Source organism: Dyella monticola, from assembly GCF_003363155.1.
GTDB lineage: Bacteria > Pseudomonadota > Gammaproteobacteria > Xanthomonadales > Rhodanobacteraceae > Dyella_B > Dyella_B monticola.
Genome location: NZ_QRBE01000015.1, coordinates 1 through 26,367 on the forward strand (window position 1 = coordinate 1; position 26,367 = coordinate 26,367).

The 26,367-nt window shown below is 60.0% G+C and carries 16 protein-coding genes and 1 riboswitch; of the genes, 11 read left to right on the top strand and 5 right to left on the bottom strand.

The features are described 5' to 3' along the window. Both DWU98_RS22010 and DWU98_RS18755 read left to right on the top strand, forming a co-directional pair. Positions 1-1,532 (top strand): TraB/GumN family protein (locus DWU98_RS22010; protein WP_158545115.1); only part of this gene is annotated, 1,532 nt, incomplete at its 5' end. Positions 1,533-2,431: 899 nt separating this feature from the next. Then, positions 2,432-5,599, top strand: coding sequence for a TonB-dependent receptor plug domain-containing protein (locus DWU98_RS18755; protein WP_147293369.1), 3,168 nt, complete (start codon positions 2,432-2,434; stop codon positions 5,597-5,599). A gap of 144 nt (positions 5,600-5,743) precedes the next feature. On the opposite strand, the gene DWU98_RS18760 is transcribed toward DWU98_RS18755, so the two are convergent. The 3 genes from DWU98_RS18760 to DWU98_RS18775 form a co-directional block, all read right to left on the bottom strand. Then, on the bottom strand, positions 5,744-8,887 hold the full coding sequence (locus DWU98_RS18760) for an efflux RND transporter permease subunit (protein WP_115497113.1): 3,144 nt from the start codon (positions 8,885-8,887) through the stop codon (positions 5,744-5,746). A gap of 166 nt (positions 8,888-9,053) precedes the next feature. Continuing rightward, on the bottom strand, positions 9,054-12,293 hold the full coding sequence (locus tag DWU98_RS18765; protein ID WP_115497114.1) for an efflux RND transporter permease subunit: 3,240 nt from the start codon (positions 12,291-12,293) through the stop codon (positions 9,054-9,056). Between the two features lie 238 nt (positions 12,294-12,531). Further along, entirely contained in the window at positions 12,532-13,803 is a 1,272-nt protein-coding gene (locus tag DWU98_RS18775; RefSeq protein ID WP_115497116.1) for an efflux RND transporter periplasmic adaptor subunit, read from the bottom strand. 442 nt (positions 13,804-14,245) lie between these two features. Between DWU98_RS18775 and DWU98_RS18780 the strand changes: the two genes are divergently transcribed. The 3 genes from DWU98_RS18780 (at position 14,246) to zapE (ending at position 16,925) form a co-directional block, all read left to right on the top strand. Continuing rightward, positions 14,246-14,767, top strand: a complete 522-nt coding sequence (locus DWU98_RS18780) for a c-type cytochrome (protein WP_115497182.1) — start codon at positions 14,246-14,248, stop codon at positions 14,765-14,767. Positions 14,768-14,937: 170 nt separating this feature from the next. Then, positions 14,938-15,624, top strand: a complete 687-nt coding sequence (locus DWU98_RS18785; RefSeq protein ID WP_115497117.1) for an alpha/beta hydrolase — start codon at positions 14,938-14,940, stop codon at positions 15,622-15,624. 194 nt (positions 15,625-15,818) lie between these two features. Further along, positions 15,819-16,925 (top strand): cell division protein ZapE, encoded by a 1,107-nt coding sequence (gene zapE, locus DWU98_RS18790; protein WP_115497118.1) that lies wholly within the window; start codon positions 15,819-15,821, stop codon positions 16,923-16,925. A gap of 166 nt (positions 16,926-17,091) precedes the next feature. On the opposite strand, the gene DWU98_RS18795 is transcribed toward zapE, so the two are convergent. Further along, positions 17,092-17,949, bottom strand: coding sequence for a S1 family peptidase (locus DWU98_RS18795; RefSeq protein ID WP_115497119.1), 858 nt, complete (start codon positions 17,947-17,949; stop codon positions 17,092-17,094). 538 nt (positions 17,950-18,487) lie between these two features. Here DWU98_RS18795 and DWU98_RS18800 point away from each other — a divergent pair. Further along, positions 18,488-18,874: a peptidase C13 gene (locus tag DWU98_RS18800; protein WP_230474939.1), complete on the top strand. Its 387-nt coding sequence runs from the start codon at positions 18,488-18,490 to the stop codon at positions 18,872-18,874. A 102-nt stretch (positions 18,875-18,976) separates the two neighbouring features. Further along, positions 18,977-20,257: an MFS transporter gene (gene tcuC, locus DWU98_RS18805; protein WP_147293370.1), complete on the top strand. Its 1,281-nt coding sequence runs from the start codon at positions 18,977-18,979 to the stop codon at positions 20,255-20,257. 176 nt (positions 20,258-20,433) lie between these two features. On the opposite strand, the gene DWU98_RS18810 is transcribed toward tcuC, so the two are convergent. Continuing rightward, positions 20,434-21,633: a glycoside hydrolase family 27 protein gene (locus DWU98_RS18810; protein WP_158545116.1), complete on the bottom strand. Its 1,200-nt coding sequence runs from the start codon at positions 21,631-21,633 to the stop codon at positions 20,434-20,436. Positions 21,634-21,725: 92 nt separating this feature from the next. Here DWU98_RS18810 and DWU98_RS18815 point away from each other — a divergent pair, with 92 nt between their 5' ends. From DWU98_RS18815 to DWU98_RS18830, 4 genes are all read left to right on the top strand, one after another. Beyond that, complete coding sequence (locus tag DWU98_RS18815; RefSeq protein ID WP_115497121.1) at positions 21,726-22,025, top strand: hypothetical protein; 300 nt, start codon at positions 21,726-21,728, stop codon at positions 22,023-22,025. A gap of 104 nt (positions 22,026-22,129) precedes the next feature. Then, positions 22,130-22,337: riboswitch (cobalamin riboswitch) on the top strand. Positions 22,338-22,618: 281 nt separating this feature from the next. Continuing rightward, positions 22,619-25,021 (top strand): ribonucleoside-diphosphate reductase subunit alpha, encoded by a 2,403-nt coding sequence (locus DWU98_RS18820; protein WP_230474946.1) that lies wholly within the window; start codon positions 22,619-22,621, stop codon positions 25,019-25,021. Between the two features lie 71 nt (positions 25,022-25,092). After that, complete coding sequence (locus DWU98_RS18825; protein ID WP_425480248.1) at positions 25,093-25,329, top strand: hypothetical protein; 237 nt, start codon at positions 25,093-25,095, stop codon at positions 25,327-25,329. 19 nt (positions 25,330-25,348) lie between these two features. Then, positions 25,349-26,356, top strand: coding sequence for a ribonucleotide-diphosphate reductase subunit beta (locus tag DWU98_RS18830; RefSeq protein ID WP_115497124.1), 1,008 nt, complete (start codon positions 25,349-25,351; stop codon positions 26,354-26,356). Positions 26,357-26,367 lie beyond the last annotated feature (11 nt).

Below are 26,367 nucleotides of genomic sequence, written 5' to 3' on the forward strand. Positions count from 1 at the left end.
CCGACGCCAATGCGACGACCGATTTCGAGGTCACGCTGGAGAATGGGTTGACGTACGCGCACCTGGCCTACCAGCTCGCCAAGATGATCGTGCCTAGCGCGGTGACCGTTCCATTTGAAGTGAGCGAGGTGACGTCTCATCTGTTCAGCGCCTATCAGTCCTACAACCTCGGCGATAAAGAAGGCGCAACCCATGCAATGGCCGACGCACTCACTAGCGCAACCTCCATCCCTGGTTATATCCAGGCTGCGCGCGCGCAATCGGGAGCGTACCGCTCACCGCGACCGATCGTGGCCACGCCAGCGAACCAGTTGCGCTTCGAGGCCCCCAAGCCGTTTTCGACTGATGCATCCGGCTTCCTCCCGCTACCGCGCGGATCGCATTTTGCAGGGCTCTACGCCAAGGACGCGAAGTTATATGCCAAGAAAGACGGGCAGTATTACGAAGTCTATGTCGACAAGGGCACCCAAACGGTGCGTCTGCAGCCAGCATCCAGGGCGAGGTCGGTATTTTTCGATCCAGCGTTTCAGCGTGATGCCAGTGGCGACTGGAAGATTATCGAAAGAATGGGGTTAAAAGCGGGTGGTCGCACCAGCGATGGAGAAAGCTCACCTAGCGTAAATGGGGGAAATCAGTCAGGGACGTCAAAGGCCGGCGTCAGCGGATCGGCAACCACTCGTCCCCTTAGTGCTCACCAACAAAAATTCCTCTCCAATTTGGACAGTCTCGGTGATGAGTGGAAACATATCTATACGATGGACACCAAATTCGACGAACTGAGCGTACGCGTTCCATTTGCTAAAACGCCCGAGGAGGCAAAGAGGTTAAATGATGCGAGATCAACCATCGCGAATGAATATATTCAAGACGCAAAAAAATACCTTGCATCATTTAAACCGGATGACTCAAAGACCCCTGATTTAGCTATTCCTAAAAATGCCAGGCCTGGTGATTTTATTAAGATTGCATCGAGCAAATCCAACGGCATCTCGATCGGGGAAGACCACACCGACCCCGCAGCGCAACAATATATCGTGGACAACTTGGATTACCTCAAGGACATGGGTTATAGAACACTCTATGTGGAGAGGAACCTCGGGTACGACGATATCCATGATAAAAATGGCATCCCTACCACGCTGGCACACGAAGCCCGGAGTAGAGGCATGAACGTCATCGATGTGGAATCCTCCCTGTCGAGAGGGGACGATACCTTTGGAAAGCACTTTAATGCACAGTCCTTAAAAAGCGTTGTTTTTGGAGGCGATCCAGGCGAGCGAATGAAGTCATTTTCTTATCACCTCAAATACACAGTAGACCGGGATTTAAAGCAGGATCCCGACATGAAATATGTAATCCTCACCGGAAATGGCCATGCGTCCATGAAGAATTTTGCCAGCGCGGGCTTTCCCGGAGCGTCCGACCTTTTGAACATTCCGACGGCATATGTAAAAACGGGATGGACACCTGGGGTATCTGCTCTGCCTGGAAAAAGATTTTCCATCACTACGGGCTCGAATCCACCCCGCTAGAGCCTATCCAGGAGCCGCCTGCACGCCAGCCAGCGCATGCGCGTCGATAACCTCTTCAACGCCGGCACTCGGCTTCGCGGTTCGCTTTGCACGCTCCGCGCAAAGACGATGCAACCACTGCCAAAGTCTTTGAACCGTGGAGAGCTGCATGGTGATGAATATTTTTTTAGGAGCGTGCCAGAGAGCGACGCGGGACATGCTTTCGCTGTCTCGCGTCGCTTCAATGTGCCTGTCACGCAAGGGTTGCAAAGTGTCCAGATGCGCGACGCACCGCGTATCGCGAAATCTTGCCGAGCCCTTGCGGACACCTTGCGGCAGCCTGACGCATATCGAAAAACGATGCGAATTAAAGCAGGTAACGACGCGCCACTATGCACGCAATCGTTGCGTTTGTTCCCGGGCGCGCGGCGCCTCTTGTTGTGAAAGAGCTGTATACAGGCCAGTACAAACCATGCGCGCGCATCCCTCGTAGCGCTGCCCATGTTTGATATCACAAGCGACTAATCGCATGCGCGCATCCGCCGCGGCGCTCAGCATTGAGCATGCTTTGCAAAAAACACCTCAATTTTGCGTTTGATTTTGTATATGAAGTCTTAGCGCCGCTTTGTACGGAGGTGGGGAGCGTTCATCAAGATGACTCATCAGCGAGAGCTTGCGTTTACTCTTTGCATCAATCGCAATAGATCGGCGAATGAAGTTACGAATGCATGCTCCTTCAATATCGCACGCCACGCGTCACCTTGCTGCGGGATCGATTAGCGCGCATAACTGCATCGCTTCCTTCAGGTTTTTGACAAGCCAAGCATGACGCGCACTTCGCTCGCGCGGAGTGGCATTCACACATAGGGCGAGGGAAGCCTCCGAATTTCGACTCACTTACAACGAAAGAGGGGCTAAACGTGAACTTGCAACATCAACACATAGCATTGGCGATTCGTATCGCCTTGGCACTGGGAAGCACTGCTCTGGCCACCGTAGCCTTCGGCCAAACAACGACAACACCGACGGCAACAAGCCAACCGACGCAGACCACCGCACAAGACCCATCCGGCACCCCATCCCAAACCGGTGCGCAGCCGCAAACCAGCGCGCAGGCACAGCAGCAATCGACGGCGACACCGCCACCTCCTCCTCCGCCTCAGAACAACGGGCAATCCAAGCCACAGACCTTGCAGACCGTTACCGTCACCGGTTCGATGATTCGCAGCGTGGACGTGGAAACAGCACAACCCGTTACCGAGATCACCCATGAAGCCCTGCAGCAACAAGGCTTCGTCAGTGTCGGGCAGATTCTTCAGAACGTTTCATCGGTTGGCTCTCCCGGCACGAGCAACCAAAGTTCGCTGGGCGACATCGTCGGACAGTACGCCAGCCTGCGTGGCCTGGGCGCGCCACGTACGTTGATTCTGGTGGACGGCGAACGTTACACGACCGATATCTTCGGTCAGACTGACCTCAGCACGATCCCAAGCTCGCTGATCGATAGCGTGGAAATCCTGCAAGATGGCGCGTCATCCATTTACGGTTCGGACGCGATTTCAGGTGTCATCAATATCCACACCAAGAACGTGGATGGGTTGTATCTGGACACCTACAACAGCACGTACGCACCGGGTAATTTCGGCAAAGAAAACCAATTCAGCTTGACCGGCGGCCATAAATTCAAGCGAGGGTCGTTCACGTTCAACATATCGATCCAGAACCAGAATCAGATCATGGCTGACGAAACCTGGCTCAGCAAATACGGTTACGGCAGCTTCCCGCAGTATCCGCAATCGGTGCAGCCGTCTGATTACGGCACGATCCTGGGCGTCACGGGCCCTGCCAGCACCGCCTATCCTTATCCGATAACGGTCAACGCGGGCCAGAACGGACTGAACATCGCCAACTATCATCCCAACACGTTTGGCGTGATCTATCCCAGCCCCTACTTCAGCAATGACTACGCCAATCAGGCGCAGTACGAAACATTCATTCCGGACAATCGCCTGAAGTCGTACACGCTCAAAGGTGATTACGACATCACCGACAATATCAAGGCCGTATTCACCGGCACCTATAACACCAATAACGCGACCGACTATATTGGCGGCTATCCGTTGAGTTCGCTGACGCCCGCCAATGGCGCGAATCTGGCCAATGCGCTCGGCTTGCCGCCGGGTAGTCTCGGCGCCGCATGGTTCCCGACGCTCTCCCCGGCGAGCTATTACAACCCGCTGCCCGGCAATACCGTGTCGTTCTCTCTGCCGCTGTATGAACCCAACCGCGTGAACGTTAACAACATCAAGCAATATGGCTTCCGCACGGGCCTGGAGGGTGAATTTTCAGCGGGCCAGAACGAGTTCAATTGGAATGTGGGTTACAGCGACTATCGCTACATCCAGGATTCGGGTGGTCCGGGCAATTTGAATCTGGTGCATTTGTATAACGCCATCGGTCCATCGTTCCTGGCATCCAACGGGCAGGTTGAATGCGGCACGCCGACTAACGTGATCGCCGGTTGTGTCCCGCTCAATCCGTTCTCCGGTTCGGGTGGACTGACGCCTGCCGAGATCAATTATCTCAACTACACTTACTTCACGCATTCATGGAGCGAAACGCGCAATATCGAAGCCAATTTGAGCGGCGACATGTTTACTTTGCCGCAAGCGATGGGCGAGGGTGACGTGACCTTCGCCGTGGGCGCCGACCACCGCGATGTCTCCGGTGGCGTGACACCCGACCTCTACACGCAACAAGGCCTCAACACCAATCTGCAGCAAAATCCTGGTGAAGGCTCCTACGGCATCAACGAAGCGTACGCCGAACTCAACGTGCCCCTGCTCAAGGATCTGCCGGGCGCGAATCTGCTGAATTTCGATATTTCGCACCGCTTCTCGCGTTACACCAACTTCGGCACCACTAATAACAACTCTTACAAGCTCTCCTACAAGCCGGTCGATGATCTGTTGATCCGCGCCAGCTATGGCACCGGTTTCCGCGCACCGTCCATCTCCAATTTGTACGGCGGCACGATGCAGAGCTTTACGAGCTACACCGACCCCTGCGACGTCAACTTCGGCCTGACCGCCAATCCTGTAGTGGCATCGCGCTGTCTCGGCGGCTTCGCCAACCTACCGGCGGTTGGCCCTGGTTTTACGCAGCTAACGACAACCGGCGTACCGGTTACCGGTCCGAACAGCGGCAGCACGACCCCCTATTACACCGGCGCCAATGCGGCACTGAGGCCGGAAACGTCCAAAAACTACACCGCCGGTATCGTCTACAGCCCCAATTGGCTAACCGGCTTCAACATCACGGCGGACGCGTACCGAATCCGCGTCGATAACATCATTACGCTGCCTTCTGCCGACAGCATTCTGGACAACTGTTACCTGCTGGGTGAAACGCAACAGTGCTCGCAGTTCTCACGCTCGGCGAGCAACGGCCAGATCGTGAATCTGCTGCAAGCCTTGGTGAACGAAGGCTTCGTCGACGAACGCGGGGCCGATCTCTCCTTGAGCTATCTGTTCCCCGACACGCCGGTCGGCAAGTTCAAGATCGATACCAACGGCACCTACATCAACTCACTGCATGAGCAGACCGTCGCCGGCGGGCCGGTGGTGAGCTGGAACGTGGGTACGTACGACCCGGTGCTTGGTCCGATGTGGCGTTTCCGCGATGTCAGCAACATCAACTGGTCGTGGGGCAGCTTCGGCGCGACGTGGACCGTTCGCTACTTTTCCTCGCTCAAGGAACCCTGTCGACCAGATGCCACGAACCTGCAGGAGTACTTCCCGTGCAACGAACCCAATAGCTTTGTGCAGGGTCAACTTGGCGCATACCGCCAGGGCGCGTTGGCTTTCAACGATCTGCAGTTCAGTTGGAAAGCGCCGTGGCATGGCGAGATTTCCGTCGGCGCCACCAACCTCTTCAACCGTCGCGCTCCGCTCAGCTATACCGGTGCGGAAAGCGTCATCGGTCCGCTGGGTCCGACCGGTACGGATGGTTTTACGCAGTATGCGTATAACCCGCAGTACGACATCGGTCGCGTGGTGTATTTGAAGTACGAGCAGAAATTGTTCTGAACGCTTGCGCGCCCTCCCCCTGCTTGCAAGGGGGGGGCGGGATGGGGCTGCGTGAGCTTGGTGTACTGCTGAGATTTGCCGCGAGGTTGCGTCAACCCTCCCCTACTACACGCAGGGGAGGGGACTGATGCGGCAAGAGCGAATTTATGACTCGCGCGCGAGCACGCGCTGCCGCACGCCTTTTCGCTCCCTTCGACGTGCACGCCATGCTGCCCAACGTTCGCCCAGACAGGAGAAGATCACATACAGCGCGGGCGTGCTCAGCAGCGTAAGGCTCTGCGAAATCAGCAAACCGCCGATCAGCGCGATACCCAATGGGCGACGCAGATCGGAACCTTCGCCAAGCCCGATGGCAATCGGCAGCGCGGCAAGGATCGCCACCATCGTGGTCATCATGATCGGGCGAAAACGCACCAGGCTCGCTTCGCGTGCAGCTTCAAGCGGCGTCTTGCCGTGCTCGCGCTGCGCGACCAGGGCAAAGTCGATCATCATGATGGCGTTCTTTTTCACGATACCGATCAACAGCACCAACGCGATCTGCGCGATGACCGACATATCCGTATTCGTAAACCACAACGCCAGCAGCGCACCGACACCGGCCGCCGGCAAGGTCGAGAGAATGGTGACCGGGTGGATCAAACTCTCGTACAAAATGCCCAGCACGATGTACACGGTAAGGATCGCGCCGAAGATCAGCCACAACCCGCCACTCTGCGATTGCTGAAAACGGCGGAAATCGCCGCCGATATCAAGCTTGATGTCGCCGGGCATGCGCATGTTGTTGGCGGTGCCCTGCACGATTTGCAGTGCCTCGCCCATGCTCACGCCCGGCGCGAGATTGAAGCTCAAGCTCATGGTCGTGTACTGATTGGTGTGCGACACCTGTGTTGGCGCAAGGCCCGGTACCTGACGCGCGAACGCCGACAGGCGCACCATCGTGCCATTGCTTGCGGCCACCAGGATGTCGTCGATGGAGCGCGGCGTAGCCGTCTGCTCCGGTACCGCGTTCACCACTACTTTGTACTGGTTGAGGTCAGCGTAGATATTGCTGATCTGCCGCTGGCCAAACGCATCGTAGATGGCCGAATCGATCGAGCCGATGTTGACCTGCAGACGTGCAGCCTTGTCGCGATCGATCACGATGTTCTGCTGCAAGCCTGCATCATCAAGATCGCTGCCCACATCGCGCAGCTTCGGATTCTTCCTGAGTTCATCGACCAGCTTGGGCAACCATGTCTGCAGTTTTTGCGAGTCATCGCCCTGCAGCGAAATTTGATATTGCGCACCCTGACTGGTACCGCCGCCGCCGAAGCTGGGCAGATCCTGGATGGCACGCAGGCGCACATTGAGGTCCGGATACCTCGCCGCTTTCTTGCTCAAGCGCGTAAGTGCGGTGAATGTGTCGTCCGTGCGACCTTGTGCATGCGTCTTGAGCTGGATGTCGAAGCTGCCCGCCGCGCCCTGGCGCGTACTGCCCAATCGCGAGCCGACCACGGCGACGTCGTGATCGCGCAGCAGCATGTCGATCAGGCGCTGCTGGCGTGCCGCCGAATCCTGGAACGAAACGGTGGCGCCCGACGTGGCACGGCCGCGGATGAGGCCGGTGTCCTGCATCGGGAAAAGGCTGGTCTTGATCTGCCCTGACATCAGAATCAGCACGGTAATGCCGATCAGCACCAACGGCGTAAGCGAAAACATCAGCGCATGGCGCAGCGAGAAGTCCAGCGACTCCTGGTATATCTTCACCATGCCTTCGTGCATGCGCTCCAGCGCACGCCCTACTCTGGACGACTCTTTCGTATCGTTGTGACCACTCAGGAAATGGCCGCACATCGATGGCGTAACGGTGAGCGACACGATGGCCGATACGATGATCGCGCCCACCAGCGTCAAGGTGAATTCCTTGAAGAACATGCCGGTGATGCCGCTCATGAACAACAGCGGGATGAACACCGCCACCAGCGAAGCGGTGATCGAGACAATCGTGAAACCGATCTCGCGCGCCCCCGCCAGAGCCGCCTCGAATCGGCTCATACCTTGGTCGATGTGGCGGATCACGTTTTCGATTACCACGATCGCATCGTCCACCACAAAGCCGATGGCGATCACCAGCGCCAGCAAGGTGAGGTTGTTGAGCGTGAAGCCCAGCGCGTACATGATCACCGCCGCACCGGCCAGCGAGAGTGGCACAGCCACTGCGGCGATCAGCGTCGGCGCAAGCCGGCGCAGGAACAGCGCCATCACCAGCACGACCATCGCAAGACTGATCAGCAAGGTGGCCTGCACCTCATGCAACGATGCGCGAATGGTGGGTGTGCCATCGAAGTAGGTGACCAGGTTGGTGCCCGGCTGCAGGTAGTCCCGCAGGAGCGGCACTTCCGCCTTCACCCGGTCGGTCACGTCGATGATGTTGGCGTTCGACTGGCGATACACATACATCAGGATCGCCGGTTTGCCCTGGAACCATGCGGCCTGATAGGCGTCCTGCTGACCGTCGTACACGTGCGCGATGTCTTTCAGGTGCACCGGCACGCCCTTGCCGTTGGTGGCGATCACCAGGTTCGCGAAGTCCGCGGCGTTATGCAGCGCGTCGTTCGCTTCCACGGCCATCGTGGTTTTGCCATCGGAAAGAAAACCTTGCGGCTCGAACACGTTGGCGGCGGTCAGCGCGTTGCGTAGCTGATCGGGCGATATGCCCATGGCGTTCAAGGCGCGCAGGTTGACATCAATGCGCACAGCCGGGGTTGCGGCGCCGGTAATATCCACTTCGGACACACCGGGAAGCTGGCGCAAGCGCTGCGCGAGCAGCGAATCGGCCACGTCGTAGAGATCCCGCGCCGACTGCGTTTGGGAGGTCAGCGCGAAGGCGATGATCGGATCGTCGTTCGGGTTGGCCTTTTCGTAACTGGGCTGGCCGTTGAGGCCAGAAGGCAGGTCCGCCTGCGCAGCGTTGATGGCGGCTTCGACATCGCGGGCGGCATCGTCGATATTCCGGCCGGTGTCGAACATCAAGAAGATCTGCGTGCTGCCTAGCGAGCTGGACGAACGCATCGTATCGATGCCGGGCACCTGGCCCAGGTGGCGTTCCAGCGGCGCCGCCACGGTGGCGGCCATGGTGTCGGCGCTGGCGCCGGCTTCGGATGCGCTGACGAAGATGGCAGGAAACTGCATGTCCGGCAACGCGGCGACGCCGAGCAGGGAGTAGCAGATGACGCCGATCGCGAACACACCCATCGCCAGCAGCGAGGTGCCGATCGGGCGACGGATGAAGGGGCCGGAAATGTTCATGCTCGAAACAACGTGCGATGGGCGAAAAGGTTGAGGCGTGTGCTCGTTTCCTTCGAGCTTGGCGCGTCGAATCTCAACATGCCGGGTTTTACCCCCTCCCCTGCAAGCAGGGGAGGGAGCGGGTGCTGACATTTACGCAGATCGGATGCCTGCGCGTCCGACGCCCTCACCCCGCGTCACGCACAGCATGGCGCAACGCCCGCCGATCTCTACGCTCCTGCAGCCAATCGGAAAAACGTTCCATGTACAGATAGATCACCGGCGTGGTGTACAGCGTCACCAGCTGCGAAAGCAGCAGGCCGCCCACGATCGATACACCCAGCGGACGGCGCAGCTCCGCGCCGATGCCGGTGCCCAGCGCCAACGGCAGTGCGCCGAGCATGGCAGCGGCGGTGGTCATCATGATGGGGCGGAAACGCAGCAGGCATGCACGACGGATCGCTTCGCGCGGTTTCATGCCGGTGCGCTGCGCTTCGATCGCGAAGTCGATCATCATGATCGCGTTCTTCTTCACGATGCCGATCAAGAGGACGATGCCCACGATGCCATCCACCGACAGGCTCATGTTGCACAGGATCAACGCGAGCAACGCACCCACGCCAGCCGGCGGCAAGGTGGAAATGATCGTGATCGGATGGATGTAGCTCTCGTACAGCACGCCCAGCACGATGTAGATCACGATGATCGAGGCGAGCAGCAGTAAGGCTTCGTTGCTGAGCGAGGAAGAGAACTCCGCCGCCTTGCCGATGAACTGCCCGCGCACTTGCGGCGGGAAGTTGAGCTGCTTCTCGACCTGATGGATCGCATCCACCGCTTCGGAAAGCGAGTAGCCCGGCGCCAGATTGAACGAGACCGTCACCGCCGGCAATTGCTGCTGATGGCTGATCACCAGCGGCGCGGTGGTCACCTGGGCGTTCACCAGCGAGGCCAGCGGAATGGTGCCACCGCCGCCGATGATGATGCCGGTGTTGGCCGTGGCAATGCCGGTGGTGGTGGACGAGTTGCTCGATGATGCCTGGCCGAAGGTGGTGGCATTGCTGCCGGTGAGCGCGCCGCTGCCGTTGCTCTTGACCGTGAGCTGGTTGAGCAGCGAGGTGCTGCTGCGGAATTGCGGCGCCACTTCCAGTACCACGCGGTACTGATTCAACTGCGTGAAGATGGTGGAGATCTGGCGCTGGCCGAACGAGTCGTACAGCGTATCGTCGATGGTCTGCACCGGCACACCCAGGGTGCTGGCCTTGTCGCGATCGATCGTCAGCTTGAGCGCCGTACCCTGGTCGGCGAGGTTGTTGTCCACATCCGCCAGTTCCGGGCGCTGGCGCAACGCCTGCGTCATCTGCTGTGCATACTGCGACAGCTCCTGCGAGTTCACTTCCGAGAGCGAGTACTGGTACTCGGTGGCGGCCACGCGCGTATCCAGCGTCACGTCCTGCACCGGCTTCAAGTACAACGCAACGCCCGGAATGTCGGCGGCATCGTTCTGCAGGCTCTGCACCACTTCATCCAGGCTGCCGCGCTTGCTGCGGTCTTTCAGCACGATGCTGAGCTGGCCCTCGTTGAGCGTGGGGTTGATCGAGCCGGCGCCAATGAAAGCCGCCACACCGGCGACATTCGGATCTTTCTGCAGCGCATCGGCCACCGCCTTGGTGCGCTGTTCCATCTGCGGGAAGGCCACGTTCTGATCGGCCTGCACCACGCCGGTGATCAAGCCGGTGTCCTGTTCGGGCAGCAGGCCCTTCGGAATCACCATGTAGAGGAAGACCGTCACCGCCACGGCGATGAACGCCACCGCGATCATCACGCGCTGATGGTCCAGCACCCAATCCAGCGTGCTTTCGTACAAGCCAACCGTGCGCGCCCATACCGTACGCTTGCCGGCTGCGGCGTGGCGCTCGTGCGCGTCGTCACCTTCGGGCAATGCATCGGGCTTGAGCAGGTAGGCGCACATCATCGGTGTCAGTGTCAGCGACACCAGCATCGAGATCACCACCGCAGTGGCGAGCACCCATGCGAATTCGTGGAACAGGCGGCCGGTGACGCCGGGCATCAGCAGCAGCGGCAGGAACACCGCGATCAGCGACACCGTCAGCGACAGCACCGTGAAGCCGATTTCCTTCGCGCCGATTTCCGCCGCCTCCTTGCCGTCCTTGCCTTGCTCGATGTAGCGCACGATGTTTTCGATCATCACGATCGCATCGTCCACCACGAAACCGGTGGCCACGGTGAGCGCCATCAGCGAGAGATTGTCCAGCGACATGCCGGTGAACGACATCACGCCGAAGGTGCCCAGCAAGGACAGCGGCACCGCCACCGACGGAATGATCGTGGCCCACAGGCGACGCAGGAACACGAAGATCACTCCCACCACCAAGGCGATGGTGAGCAGCAACGTGAACTGCACGTCCTCCACCGAGGCGCGGATGGTGATGGTGCGGTCGGCGAAGACATCCAGATGCACGTCCGCTGGCAGCACGCTGCGCAGCTGCGGCAAGATGTCGCGGATGTGCTGCACCGTCTCCACGATGTTCGCGCCCGGCTGGCGACGGATATCCAGCAGCACGGCCGGTTTTCCGTTGGCCCACGCGGCGAGCTGATCGTTCTCGACGCCGTCGAGCACCTTCGCCACGTCGGACAGACGCACCGGCGCGTTGGTGGTGCTGTTGTAGGAAATGATGGTGTCTTTGTATTGGGCCGCCGTCTCGAGCTGATCGTTGGTGGAAATGGTGTACGACTGCGTGGCGCCGTTGAGCGTGCCCTTGGGCGCGTTGACGTTGGCCTCAGTCAGCGCGTTGCGCACGTCTTCCATGGTGAGGCCGAGGTTGGCCAGCTGCGCCGGATTTACCTGGATGCGCACGGCCGGGCGCACGTTGCCGGCGATCGATACGAGGCCCACACCCTGCACCTGCGAGAGCTTCTGCGCGAGGATCGAATCGGCCAGATCGTTCACGTAGCGCAACTGGCGACTGTCGGAGGTGAGCACCAGCGTCATGATCGGCGCATCGGCCGGGTTCACGCGGTTGTACACCGGCGGATACGGCAGGGTGCTGGGCAAGGTGCCGCGCGCCTGGTTGATCGCCGCCTGTACGTCCTGCGCCGCGATATCGATATCGCGGTCCATATTGAACTGCAGCACGATGGTGGACAGGCCCGCCGAGGAATCGGAGGTCATCATGTCCAGGCCGGAGATCTGGCCAAGCTGCCGCTCCAGCGGCGTGGTGACCAGCGAGGCCATGGTCGAGGCGCTTGCACCCGGATAGGTGGTGGTGACCACCAGGCTCGGTGCTTCGATTTCCGGCAGTGCGGACACCGGCAGTTCGCGATAACCGAGCACGCCGAGCAGCAACACCGCCACCATCAGGAGCGATGTTGCGATGGGCCGGCGAATGAAGAGGCTTGAGAATCCCATGGGAATACCGTCACTAAGTATCGGCGCCCTGTCCTTTCAGGAGAGGTTCGCGTTGGCACCCTCTCCCCTCCGGGGAGAGGGTTGGGGTGAGGGGTCGCGCTTGCCGTAAGCCATGTTGCTGTCTGCCGGCCGCTTTGTTTTTTGCTGAACAAACATCCCGCGAGATGGGCCCCTCACCCTAGCCCTCTCCCCGGCGGGGAGAGGGAAGTGCTGCAGCGAGAAGACCCTCTTGCGCATATCAGTCGGCATTTGCGCGATGACCGCCCTTCTTCCACTTCTTCTTGTCGCCAGCCGCCGCGACCGGTTGCGGCACTTCGCCGGGCTTGAGCGCCTGCACCTTGCTGCCGGGCTTGAGGCGGAACTGGCCTTCCGTTACGACCTGGTCGCCTTCGTCCAGGCCGCTGCCGACCATGACGTTGCTATCACCCACTTCGCCGGCCACTTTCACCGGCTGCATCGCCACCGTCTGATCGGGCTGCAGCTTGTAGACGAAATCGCCATCCGGACCACGCTGCACCGCCTGCGCCGGAATCACCAGGCCACCCTGCACGGTGCGTACGCGCAGGCGCACATTGACAAACTGGCCCGGCCACAGGGCGCTCTTGGGATTATTGAAAATGGCACGCAGCTTGAAAGTGCCGGTGCTGGTATCGATCTGGTTGTCGACCACCTGCAAACCGCCCGTGGTGTCGAGCGGATGCGCATCGGCGCGATCCAGCGCAATCACCTCCAGCTTGTTCGCGCCGTTCTGGAACGAGTCGCGCACCGCTTCGAGATTCTGCTCGGGCAGAGTGAAGATCACATAGATCGGCTGGATCTGCGTGAGCGTGACGATCGCCGTAGTGGTAGTGACCACATTGCCCGGGTCGACCTGGCGAATGCCGGCCACACCATCGATTGGCGAAATGATCTTGGTGAAATCCAGTTGCACCTTCGCCGAGCGCGCGGCCGCCGCGTCCGCCACCACGGTGGCCTTCAGCTGGTCGACGCTGTTGCGATAGGTGTCCATGTTGAGCGCGGCCACGTAACCGCTGGCAACCAGTTTCTGGTTGCGGTCCAGCGTGCTGATCGCGGTGGCGAGCGAGGCTTCGTCCTGCTTCTGCTTGGCCACCGCCTGGTCATAGGCCGCCTGGTAGGTGCGCGGATCGATCTGTGCGATCACATCGCCCTTGTGCACGGCCTGCCCTTCCTTGAAGTTGATCGTCCACAGCTGGCCGCCGACTTCGGGGTTGATCGTGACATTGTTCAACGCGGTGACGGTGCCCAGCGCGGTGAGATACACCGGCACGTTCTGCTTGACGGTGGGCTCCACCGTTACCGGCACAGGCGTGTCCTGGCCGTTGCCGCCCGCGGCATTACCGCCCGAACCGCCACCTTGGCCTGCGGCCTGCCGTGAGTGGTGCGATCCATTACCGGGCCCTTCCGCCGGCTTGTGCAACAAGCGGAATGCGACCCCACCCACCACGAGCACGGCGATCACGATCAACGTGATCTTCCAAAAACGCGACATGTGAAACTCCTGGAATGAACGGTGAAGCCTCCCGACCCCACCGGCGCGAACGATGTACTTTTTGCCCTACATCTTGCGAACAAGCATAGGTGTTGCTCAACGAGCTTGGACAATGCCAGTTGACACAGGTGCCTTATGACCGATGGCACGGTCCAAAGCGCCAAAGCGTAGCACCTCGGAATGACCGCACGCTTGCGGTACAAACCCCACTCATTTAACCGAAGGCCACGGACAAATCGCCGCGGTGCATGAGGGGTAAACCGGTCGGACAATGGCTTAACTTGCCGCGGGCTTCGTCTATACTCCGAAGCTTGTTGTCCACGACGGCCCGATGAGGTCCGCCGAGGCATGGTCGCCAGGGGCGCCAAGGTACGTCACGGGGGAACGTGGCGGCTTTCCAGACGAATCACATGATGACTGGAGTACTTGCGTGAGCGGTTCCATGAGCAAATCCGACCAGAGTTTCCTGCGTCAGTTCTCACTACTTATCGCCGGCCTTGGCGTGCTGACCCTGGTCCTGATCTTCACCGCGTGGACGATCTACGAGCACGAGCCACAGGAAACCAATCCGAACGCCGCGCAACAGCTTTCCGCCAGTCTCGCCCCCAACGGCGCGGTCTACGCGGGCAATACCGGAAGGGCCGCCATGCTGGCCGCGCAGGAAGCCGCCGCCAAGGCCGCCGCCGCGCAGGTCGCCTACGGTGGCACCACGGATGGCAAGACCATCTACGACAGTCTCTGCCATAGCTGCCACACCGCCGGCGTGGCCGGTGCGCCGGTGCTCGGCAACAAGACCATGTGGGGGCCGCGCATTGCCGAAGGGCTGCAGACGCTGATCAAGCACGCCACCGACGGTTACCACGGCCCGGACGGCAACTTCATGCCGCCCAAGGGTGGCAACCCGGCGCTGACCGATGCGCAGGTGGAAGCGGCGGTAAAATGGATCGTCGGTCAGGCGAAATAATTTTCGCTTTCTCCTAAACAAGAACGCCGCCTCCGGGCGGCGTTTTCGCTTTTCAACCCCGCACCACGGCGCGTCGCCCCGGCGTTCGCGGGGGCAACGACATCCGAGGCGGGAGAGGATTCAGCTCGCTCAATGAAGTCGCCGTTTGGCGAGCAGCTATCATTAGCCCCATGACCTCCGCTGCCCCCTCCCCCGACCCGTCCGATTTCCCGGACGCGCTCACCGAATTCACCCTGCAAGGGCCCGTTGGCCCGCTCGAAGCCATCAGCGACGTGGCCGAACGCCCCGGCGCACGCCGCGCGGTGGCGGTGATCTGCCATCCGAACTCCAAGGATGGCGGCACCATGCGCAACAAAGTGGTGACCATGCTCGAACGCAGCCTGCGCGAATGCGGGCTCGATACCCTGCGCTTCAACTTCCGCAGCGCCGGTGAATCGGCGGGCGACTACGACAATGGCCGTGGCGAGAGCGATGACCTCGCCGCCGCCGTGGCATGGGTGCGCAAGGTGCGTCCAGACGATGTGCTGTGGCTCGCCGGATTTTCGTTCGGCAGTTATGTGACCTTGCGCAACGCGGTGAAGATGAACGCCGAAGCCTTGATCAGTATCGCCCCACCCGTGGGGCGCTGGTCGCACGAGACGCTGGCGTTGCCCACTTGCCCGTGGCTGGTGGTGATGGGCGAGGAAGATGAAGTGGTGGAACCGCAAGCCGTGTTCGATTGGATCGACAGCCTCGAACATCCACCCGAGCTGGTTCGCATGCCCGAAACAGGGCATTTCTTCCATCGGCGCCTGATGGATTTGCGTGGCGCCGTGAAACATTGGATCCAGGATTATCTGCCGCCCGCGCGCGATTGATATGCCGCCTGCCTCCTCTGCCCTCCGGGGAGAGGAGGCAGGGCGACGGGTCGCTCTCGCCACGATGTTTCGAATCACAATGTGAGTGTCTGCTTGGCGGTTTTGAGCCCCAAGCCTCTTCGCAAGATTATCCCCACACCCTGGCCCTCTCCTCCGGAGTGGAGAGGCAATTAGCATGAAGGTCCCATCAAGACATGGCAGAACTCTCCCCCAGCGCGCGTTACCAGGAAGGCGTCGCAGCCCATCGCTGGACGTCCGATCCCGCGCAGCTTGCGCTGTTGCCGGAATTCGACCGCATGCAGGCCGCACTCTGCGTTAACGGCGAAAACGGCAACGGTCTGTTTGGCCGTCTGAAATCGCTGCTCGGTGGTGAGGCGCGGGAAGCGGTGCCTGGCATGTATCTGTGGGGCAGCGTCGGGCGCGGTAAAACCTTCTTGATGGATTTGTTCGCCGCCAGCCTCCCACACGGCGTTGCGTTGCGGCGGCACTTTCATCGCTTCATGGGCGAAGTGCACGAGCGTCTGCGTGACCTGGGTGAGCGACAAGACCCGCTCGTCGAAGTGGCCGCCGGCATCGCCGCACGCTGTCGCGTGTTGTGCCTGGACGAATTTCTGGTCAACGACATCGGCGATGCGATGATCCTCTCCAACCTGCTCGAAGCACTCTTCGCCCGCGGCGTTACGCTGGTCACCACCTCCAACACCGCGCCTGACAACCTGTACAAGGACGGCTTGCAGCGCGCACGCTTTCTGCCTGCCATTGCGTCGATCAAGCACCATTGCCACGTAGTGGAAATGGTTTCCGCACACGACTGGCGATTGCGCGCGCTCACGCATGCACCGGTGTACCACACCCCGCCAGGACTGGAAGCCGAACGCGAGCTGTCGCGCATTTTTTCCAGCCAGGTGCATGGGGATGTCATCGAAAGCGGCGAGATCGTCATCAACGATCGCCCCATTCCCGTACGCAAGCGCGCGAGCGACATCTTGTGGTTCGACTTCGCGGCACTGTGCGATGGGCCGCGCGCGGTGGCCGATTACATTGCGCTGGCGAAGTTGGCACCAGCCATCATCATCTCCAACGTACCCCAGTTCACCATCTATAGCGAAGATCCGGCCAAACGGTTTGTACAACTGGTCGATGAATTCTACGACCGGCACGTGAAGCTGATCCTCTCCGCCGCCACACCCATCACCAATCTTTACGACGGCGAACGCCTGCGTGCCGAATTCGGCCGTACCGAATCGCGCCTGATCGAAATGCAAAGCGAGGAATACCTCGCTCTGCCGCACTTGCAATGATCCTGCAGGGTGTCAGTGAGATGTTCTACGAACGCTTCCTGCCAACCGATCAACGGTTTGTGCATTCATCGGAAAGCTCATGCTCGCAGGCGACAGCCGCTTTCTCGTTACGGATGCGCCGTAAGATGACCGGCGTGAGCAAGTCATCCCACGGCACAACCTGGTCCTAGAATGCCGGCTTCAGCTTTCTCGTAGCAGGCTGCTCCCAGACCAGCTTGAAGTTGTTTATATCCGTTGGCGATACCTCATCGGAACTGAGGTTGACATAGACGCCCGGCGACCCTTGCTGTGCGCAACCCTTGCCATAGGAAACGACACCGATCTCATACACGCGGCCACCGATGCTGCGGATGATGGGTCCGCCGCTATCTCCCTGGCACGAATCCTTACCCCGCACGCCAGCACAGAAATAGGTTTGTAGATCGTCCGCTGGGTAGGCAATAGCACACTCCTCCGCACTGAGGATCGGCACGTCCACCTCACGGAGCCGATCTGGATAATAAGCCAGGTCCGGATCGGTATTTCCCCAGCCCATGACGGTAGCCATCTGACCCGGCTGGTAGAACGCATCACTCCCCTTTGTGGGCAGTGCAACAGGAACGACGTCCGTAACGGGGCTATCAAGGATCACCAGGGCCAAGTCGGACGCCTTGGCCGTGCTGATCAATACGCTTTCGATGCCACGTCGCTCAACGCCGATTTGATCCGAAAGCTGGGTCTGCCCAATAGTTATGGAGTATTGACCGGCATTTTTATCGGAGATGCCTGTCACGCAATGGGCTGCAGTGATAACCGTTAAACGATCGAGAAGCGCTCCTCCGCACCAATGCTGCTGACCAAACTGTATCTCGGCCATGAACGGATACTTGCCTTTAGGCACTTCGCGGCCGCCAACAATGAGGGGTTGGATGTCAGGCTTGCTTTCGCTCGCTCGGGCGTGCACGGCAAACGCAGTCAATCCAGTGGTAAACCCCAGCATTCCGGCCATCGCTGCTGCCTTCTTCAATCTTGAACGCTTTTGCATGAAGTTCTCCAGATTTGTACTTGGCACCCACCGATCGCATTGCGATCGGCTTGGTCTGGAGCCTACGCTTCCGCCATTTCGGGTAAATCGCCAACCACCTGTTTTCAGGTAGCGTCATCACTCACGAAAGTGAGGCGAATGACGACACGGGGGAAGCCTATGCCAACAAGCGTGGCCCTATTCCCGACGCAAGAGCAATGCCTTGCGAGCCACCGCTGCCTGCAATGTAAAAGCGGAAATTCATTTTGTTTTCGCCCCACAAGAGCCGGTGAACTCCGCTTGCGAGAATGACGGTCACCGAGCTTGGTGACCGACGAATTCAGCGCCCAGTACGTGAAGTTGGCTCCTCCCGCTACGACATCGATTTTTACGATGACGAGCGGCTTCGCGCGAAGCTTTGCCGCACCGAAGCACCCTAATCGAGATGCAAAGCGAAGCGTATCTGGCGTTGTCGCATCGGCCTGAGTAGCGCACCCACTTCACCCTTCCGGCCGCAAGCTGTTACCGTGCCTCTCTCGCATCCATTCGGGAGCTATCCGTGCTGACCGCGCTCACCTTTGCACTGCTTGCGGGTATGCAAACGCCCGCACCGCCCGATACCTTCACTGACCGCGCGCAGCGCGCCAAAATGATAGAAGCGAGTGCTACCGGTCCGGCCTACCAGAAACAGTTCTGGGCCAAGACCGGCAACCCGATGACAGATGCACTCAAAGGCTGCATCGCACTCAGCAAACACCCCGACAAATCACCCTTCACCCTGGTGGCGGATATCTCGCCCGATGGGCATCCGCTGAACGTCGAAGTGCGCGCGCCGACTCCAGTGGCGAAATGCCTTGAAAGCCACTTCGCCACATGGACGTTTCCTGCACCGCCCAAGCTGCCCGATTCGGTGAACTATCCGATCGAAATCGATGTGAGCATGTAAGCACCATTCTTGCCTCGGCGCAGTTCCCGCTAAAGCGGAGGCGTCTTCGCGGGAATGACGGCCAGCAAGGATGGCGCAAAGAGGAAGCGAGTGCAGCGCAATATGCCGATATCCCGTTCCCATCGCGATAGCTTCAAGGCCATCCTGCGCGTGGTCAGCGGCAATTTCCTGGAGATGTACGACTTCATGGTCTACGGCTATTACGCGCCGTATATCGCCCATGCGTACTTCCCAAGTCATAGTGACTACGCGTCATTGCTGCTCACGCTCGTGACGTTCGCAGCGGGATTCGTCATGCGCCCGGTGGGCGCGATCATACTAGGTGCGTATATCGATCACCTGGGGCGCCGGCGTGGCCTGCTGCTGACGTTGAGCCTGATGGCGGTCGGCACCTTGCTGGTAGCCGCCGTTCCCGATTACGCCACGATCGGCGTTTTTGCCCCGCTGCTGGTTTTGGCTGGGCGATTGTTGCAAGGCTTCTCGGCGGGCGTGGAGCTTGGCGGCGTGTCGGTGTATCTCTCCGAAATCGCCACGCCGGGACATCGTGGTTTTTACTGTTCATGGCAATCGGCGAGCCAGCAGGCTGCCGTGATGTTCGCCGCGTTGCTCGGCTTGCTGCTGCATGCTTGGATGGCGCCGCACGCGGTTGCATCGTGGGGTTGGCGCATTCCGTTTGTGATCGGCTGTTTGATCGCGCCGTTTCTGCTTGTGATTCGCCGCTCGCTGCAGGAAACCGAAGCGTTTCTGGCGCGCCACCGTCCAAATATCAGGGAGATTTACCGCTCCATGCTTGCGAATGCGCGTATCGTGCTGGTGGGCACGGCGATGGTGATGATGACTACCGTGTCGTTCTATCTCATCACCGCCTACACACCGACGTTTGGCTCGCAGGTGTTGAAGCTATCGCAGGTCGACGTATTCGTGGTGACCCTGTGCGTGGGTCTGTCCAACTTCCTATGGCTGCCACTGATGGGCGCGCTGTCCGATCGCATTGGGCGCCGCCCCTTGTTGCTCGCCTGCACGGTGCTCGCGCTGCTCACCGCCTATCCCGTACTCGCCTGGCTCGCCGCCGCGCCCGATTTTGGCAAGCTGCTCGCGGTGGAGTTGTGGCTTTCTTTCCTCTACGCCAGCTACAACGGTGCGATGGTGGTGGCGCTTACCGAGATCATGCCGGCCGATGTGCGCACGACCGGCTTTTCGCTTGCCTATAGCCTTGCCACCACGGTGGGAGGATCCAGCCTGGCGATATCGCAGTGGCTGATTCATGTGACGGACAACAAGGCCGCGCCGGGCTTGTGGTTGTCGTTCGCGGCGCTGTGTGGGTTGATAGCGACGTTGCTGGCGTTTCGCCAGCCGCATACGCGCACCATGCATCGCATTTAATCATCCGCATTGCGGCTCAAATGACGTAAAGCACCGTACATCCCTCGACGTCATTCCGGCGAAGGCTGGAATTCATGCTTCGTATCGCGATGGATTCCGGCCTTCGCCGGAATGACGTCGAGGCAAGATGAGATATTTTTGAAATGGCTCAAAGATTGCGTGGCTGCATGCCCTTATCAGTGCGCACGCAGCTTCAACAAAACCACCCCGTACGCGGGCACGTCGAACACTTGCTTCGCGTCAATACGCCCGAGATCCTTGTGCTCCCACACATCACGCGCCGCCACCGCACCCTTGAGACCCAGCGCGTTGAAATCCAGCGAAGCATTCAAGGAATGGTTGAGCGTGTTGATCAAGCCGACGGCGATCGAACCGTCCGCCAGTGGCCGCGACCAGATCTGGATCGGGCCTTCCTGAAACACACGATTGCCCGCGATACCCCGCGGATCCTGATTGATGGTGATCACTTCCTTGTTGATAAGCACCTCGCGCGTCACCGCATCCATCGTGAAAAGATCGTTGCCGGCGATCAATGGCGCGGCGAGCAGCGCCCACAAGCTCATGTGCGTGCGTTCCATCGCCTGCGTGTCCATGCCTTTGTTGCCGATTTCCAGCATGTCCGCATCGTTCCAGTGACCAGGACCGGCAAAACGCTGCAAGCCTTGCTGCGCGCTGGCGTTGAACATCATGCTGACGTAATTGGCTTCAATGTCGTCGGTAGTGCGCCACAGGTTGGCGCCCACATCCTTGCCCCACGCCCACACGCGGCCCCAGCCGTAGCTGCATAACGCGTACACGATCGGTCGGCCAGTGGCCTTCAAGGCCTCATGCATCTTCAGGTAGGCGGCTTTCATCATCGCCACCTGTTCGGCTTCCGGCTTGCCTTTCAAGGAGTCGGTGAAGCTGCACAGATCGTATTTGAGGTAATCCACGCCCCAGCTTGCGTACAACGTCGCGTCCTGTGCCTCATGACCGTAGCTGCCGGTGTAGCCCGCGCAGGTTTTCGGACCGGGCGAAGAGTAGATGCCGAACTTCAGCCCCTTACTGTGCACGTAGTCGACCAGCGCTTTCATATCGGGAAACTTGGCGTTCGGATGCAGCACGCCGTGCGCATCGCGCTCACCCTGCCAGCCATCGTCGATGATGATATATCGATACCCGGCCGCCGCCATGCCACTGGACACCATCGCGTCGGCCGCGTGGCGAATATCCGCATCGGTGACAGCGGCGCCAAAATGATTCCAGCTGTTCCAGCCCATCGGCGGGGTTCGCGCCAGGGATGCATTGTCGATCGAGGCCGCCGTGGCGAGCCATGGCCATACCAGTGCGCCGATCACGCACAACCACCACACTGCTGCTTTGCTGCGCTTGCTCATCATCACACTCCCCGGAAACAACTCTTGGAGAATAACTGAGCCGCTTCATCGGTTGCGCTACGATCCGGTCACCCTTTCGCGGAGTCGTTTGCATGAAGCGCGCCCCTGCCGGTTCGGTCGTCGGCTTGTGTTCGGCCTCCGCCACGATGTCGGCGATGGGCATGGCCTTCCTGGGTTACTGGGGCGTGCACGAACCCACGCCTTGGGTGGCGCGCGACATTGTGGTGGTGTGCCTGGCCTTCTTAAGCTTTCTGGCGTTGGGAACGACGATCTGGGTCGCCACCACGCCGGTGCCGGAAGGTGCCGTGGAGCGCATCGCCCCCGCCCGGCTGACCTTCGCCTCAGGACTGGTGCTGATGTGGGTGGGAATCATCGTCGCCATCGCGCGCTAGCCAGCAAAAAATCCCGAATCCGCGCAGCCCGCACGGCGCCTGGGGTTGCCCAGTTATCCACCGGCTTATCCACAATTTATTGGGTTGACCGGCGCGGATGACCCCGATATGTTGTGTCCGTCGGTTGCCGCTTTCAGACGATTTCGAAGGCGGTGAGGGAATCCGGTGCAAGTCCGGAACTGCCCCGCAGCGGTAAGCGGAGACGAAAGCCCGAATCGCACTGGCCTTCGCAGGCCGGGAAGCGGGGTGAGTAGGCGGGCCGCAAGGCTCACATCCGCAAGTCCGAAGACCTGCCGACACGGTAAGGCCGGAATGCCTTGCCGCTCGTGACGGCCGGAGAGGGGCGTGTCGTATCCGTGCGATGCGATCCACCACGTAGCTGCCACATCAGCCCTGCGCGCGGGAGCAGGCGGTTGAGTACAAGGAACCTGCCCGCACGAACCGGATCCATCCGGCCCGGCCAGATTCCACAGCCTGGAGCATCCGACATGCAGCCTGTCGACACCGAATCGCGCGAGCGCACTGCCGACCGCGCCGACGCTAGCGTTTTTTCCGCCGACGACCCTACGCCGGCCTCAACTGACCCTGTAACGATGTCCGCGACCGCCGAAACACCTTTCATCCTGACCCCGCCGCACAACCCGGGCCAGATGCGCGTAACCAAGCGCAACGGCCGCCACGAAGGGGTCGACGTCAACAAAATCGTGCGCGCCGTAACCCGCAGCGCAGAAGGCCTGCATGCGGTCGATCCGCTGCGCGTGGCGTTGAAAACCATCGGCGGCTTGTACGACGGTGCTACCACGCAGGAACTGGATCAGCTTTCTATCCGCACCTCCGCAGCGCTGACGGCCGAAGAACCCGAATACGGTCAGCTCGCCGCACGCCTGCTCAGCGCCTTCATCGACAAGGAAGTGAGCGGACAGGAAATCCAGAGCTTTTCGCAATCCATCGCGCGCGGTGCCGAGCTAGGCATCCTCAACGCGCGCCTGCGCGATTTCGTGATGGCCAATGCACGCAAGCTCAACGATGCGATCGACCTGACCGCCTCTCGCCGGTTCGAATACTTCGGCCTGCGCACCGTGTATGACCGTTATCTGCTGCGTCATCCGCAGCTTCGCAAGGCGATCGAGACGCCGCAGTATTTCTTCATGCGCATCGCCTGTGCGCTGGGTGGCAACGATATCGCCGAAACGCTGGAACTGTATCGCCTGCTCTCGTCGCTGGAGTACATCGCCAGTTCGCCGACGCTGTTCAATGCCGGTACGGCGCACGAACAGTTGAGCTCCTGCTTCCTGCTGGACTCTCCACAGGATTCGCTGGAGTCGATCTACGAGAAATACGGCGATGTTGCCAAACTCAGCAAATTCGCGGGCGGCATTGGCCTTGCGTATTCGCGCGTGCGCTCGCGCGGTTCGCTGATCAAAGGCACGAATGGCCATTCCAACGGCCTGGTGCCGTGGCTGAAGACGCTGGATGCGTCCGTCGCCGCGGTCAACCAGGGCGGCAAGCGCAAAGGCGCGGCATGCGTGTATCTCGAACCGTGGCACGCAGACATCGAGGAATTTCTCGAACTACGCGACAACACCGGCGACGAAGCACGCCGCACGCACAACCTCAACCTCGCCAACTGGATTCCCGACGAATTCATGCGCCGCGTAGAGCACGACGGCAACTGGTCGCTGTTCGATCCCAAGGTAGTGCCGCATCTGGTCGACAGCTGGGGCGAAACCTTCGAGCGCGCCTATCACAAGGCCGAAGCCGAAGGTCTCGCCGTAAAAACGGTCAAGGCGCGCGAACTCTACGCGCGCATGCTGCGCACACTGGCGCAGACCGGTAACGGGTGGATGACTTTCAAGGATCGCAGCAACGCCACCAGCAACCAGACGGCCAAGCCCGAGAATGTCATTCATCTCTCGAACTTGTGCACCGAGATTCTGGAAGTCACCAGCGCCGGCGAAACGGCCGTGTGCAACCTCGGTTCGATCAACCTCGCCCGTCATGTCGTGGATGGTGCGTTCGACTTCGCCAAACTCGCTGCGACCGCGCGCACGGCCGTGCGTCAACTCGATCGCGTGATCGATCTGAACTTCTATCCGATCGATACCGCGGCAACGGCCAATCGCAAATGGCGACCGGTCGGCCTTGGGGTGATGGGTTTGCAGGATGTGTTCTTCAAACTGCGCCTGCCCTTCGATTCGGCTGAAGCGGCGGAGCTTTCGACACGCATCGCCGAAGAGATCTATTACAACGCGTTGGCGCAATCGAACGCATTGGCCGAGCAGTACGGCGCTCATCCGGGCTTTGAGGAAAGCCGCGCGGCCAACGGTGAACTGCAATGTGACTATTGGCCGAACGCCAAACCGCATGACGCCGCACGCTGGAATGCACTGCGCGAAGCGATCAAAGCCAATGGCCTGCGCAACTCGCTGCTGATTGCGATTGCCCCCACCGCGACGATTGCTTCCATTGCCGGCTGCTATGAATGCATCGAGCCGCAAGTAAGCAACCTCTTCAAGCGCGAAACGCTTTCCGGCGATTTCCTGGTCGTCAACCGCCATCTGGTCGACGAGCTGAAGGCGCTGGGCTTGTGGACACCTGAAATCCGCGACGCCATCAAGCTGGCGGACGGTTCGATCCAAGGTATTACCGCCATCCCCGAACGCTTGCGCTCGATCTATCGCACGGTGTGGGAACTGCCGCAAAAAGCACTGATCGACCTGGCCGCTGCCCGCGGCGCATACATCGACCAGAGCCAGTCGCTGAACCTGTTCATGGAAAATCCGAACATCGGACAGTTGAGTTCGATGTACATGTACGCATGGAAGGCGGGCGTCAAGACGACGTACTACCTGCGCTCGCGTCCGGCGACCAAGATTGCGAAGACCACGGTAACGGCCTCGACGGTCGCGGTGCCCGAGCCCAGCGCGCAGGATGCGGCGACAGCAGCGGTGTTCTGTTCCTTGGAAAATCCCGAGTACTGCGAGGCGTGCCAGTAATGCTCGTCGCCCCGGCGAGTGCCGGGTCCCAACAACTCCCGACACACCCTTCATGACGATCCATCCGAGCCATGCCTGAAATGAAGCCCTACCGCAATCGCAGCGGGCGCTCGGGTGTGCTCGCCTATGCGATCGGCGAGAGCTACATTCTTGTTCGCTTTGTCAACGATGGCACTTATGAATACACCGATGCCAAGCCTGGACGCATGCACCTACACAACATGCAGCGACTTGCCACGGCCGGCATCGGCCTCTCCACGTATATCGGTCGTTTCGTGCGCGGGAACTATGCGCGCAAGCTCGACTGACGCCGCTTAAGGAACCTCCATGTCCGATCACATTCTCGACCCCGGTTTTGAACTCACGCTGCGCCCCATGCGTTATCCGGAGTTTTACGAGATGTATCGCAACGCGATCAAGAACACCTGGACGGTGGAGGAAGTGGATTTTTCGCTCGACGTCACGGATTTGAAGTCGAAGATGACGGATGCGGACCGCCATCTGATTCATCGCCTTGTCGCTTTCTTCGCCACCGGTGACGCCATCGTGGCGAACAACCTCGTGCTGAACCTGTACCAGCACATCAACGCGCCGGAAGCGCGCATGTATCTGTCACGCCAGCTGTACGAGGAGGCGCTGCATGTGCAGTTTTACCTCACGCTGCTGGACACCTACATTCCTGACCCGAATGAGCGCAACAAGGCATTCGCGGCCATCGAGAACATTCCGTCGATTCGGCAGAAGGGCGCGTTCTGTTTCAAGTGGATCGACTCCATCCAGAATCTGCAAAAGCTGGAAGCGCGCGCGCAGCGCCGGCAGTTCCTTCTCAATGTGATCTGCTTCGCCGCGTGTATCGAAGGCTTGTTCTTCTTCGCCGCCTTCGCCTACGTGTATTTCCTGCGTTCACGCGGTCTACTGCACGGCCTAGCTTCGGGCACCAACTGGGTATTCCGCGATGAATCAGGTCATATGGCGTTCGCCTTTGCAGTGGTACGTACCGTGCGCGCACAGGAGCCGGATCTGTTCGACGAGGCGATGCGCACACAGATTGAAGCCATGCTGGAAGAAGCCATCGCCTGCGAAACGCAATTTGCCGAAGATGTGCTTTCCGGCGGCGTTGCCGGTTTGTCGGTGAAGGATATGCGCCAGTATCTGGAATATTGCGCGGACCAACGCCTGGTTCAGCTCGATCTGCCGAAGAAATACGGCGCGAAAAATCCATTCGACTTCATGGACCTGCAAGACGTGCAGGAAGTCACCAATTTCTTCGAGCGTCGCGTGTCGGCGTACCAGGTGGGCGTGGAAGGCGAGGTGGCATTCGACATGGCGTTCTGATGCAATCAGCA

Bases quoted from the DNA above. Each gene is read 5' to 3' on its own strand.
- DWU98_RS18760 (WP_115497113.1), bottom strand. From the start codon at position 8,887: ATGAACATTTCCGGCCCCTTCATCCGTCGCCCGATCGGCACCTCGCTG.
- DWU98_RS18765 (WP_115497114.1), bottom strand. From the start codon at position 12,293: ATGGGATTCTCAAGCCTCTTCATTCGCCGGCCCATCGCAACATCGCTC.
- DWU98_RS18775 (WP_115497116.1), bottom strand. From the start codon at position 13,803: ATGTCGCGTTTTTGGAAGATCACGTTGATCGTGATCGCCGTGCTCGTG.
- DWU98_RS18780 (WP_115497182.1), top strand. From the start codon at position 14,246: ATGAGCAAATCCGACCAGAGTTTCCTGCGTCAGTTCTCACTACTTATC.
- DWU98_RS18785 (WP_115497117.1), top strand. From the start codon at position 14,938: ATGACCTCCGCTGCCCCCTCCCCCGACCCGTCCGATTTCCCGGACGCG.
- zapE (WP_115497118.1), top strand. From the start codon at position 15,819: ATGGCAGAACTCTCCCCCAGCGCGCGTTACCAGGAAGGCGTCGCAGCC.
- DWU98_RS18795 (WP_115497119.1), bottom strand. From the start codon at position 17,949: ATGCAAAAGCGTTCAAGATTGAAGAAGGCAGCAGCGATGGCCGGAATG.
- tcuC (WP_147293370.1), top strand. From the start codon at position 18,977: ATGCCGATATCCCGTTCCCATCGCGATAGCTTCAAGGCCATCCTGCGC.
- DWU98_RS18810 (WP_158545116.1), bottom strand. From the start codon at position 21,633: ATGAGCAAGCGCAGCAAAGCAGCAGTGTGGTGGTTGTGCGTGATCGGC.
- DWU98_RS18815 (WP_115497121.1), top strand. From the start codon at position 21,726: ATGAAGCGCGCCCCTGCCGGTTCGGTCGTCGGCTTGTGTTCGGCCTCC.
- DWU98_RS18820 (WP_230474946.1), top strand. From the start codon at position 22,619: ATGTCCGCGACCGCCGAAACACCTTTCATCCTGACCCCGCCGCACAAC.
- DWU98_RS18825 (WP_425480248.1), top strand. From the start codon at position 25,093: ATGCCTGAAATGAAGCCCTACCGCAATCGCAGCGGGCGCTCGGGTGTG.
- DWU98_RS18830 (WP_115497124.1), top strand. From the start codon at position 25,349: ATGTCCGATCACATTCTCGACCCCGGTTTTGAACTCACGCTGCGCCCC.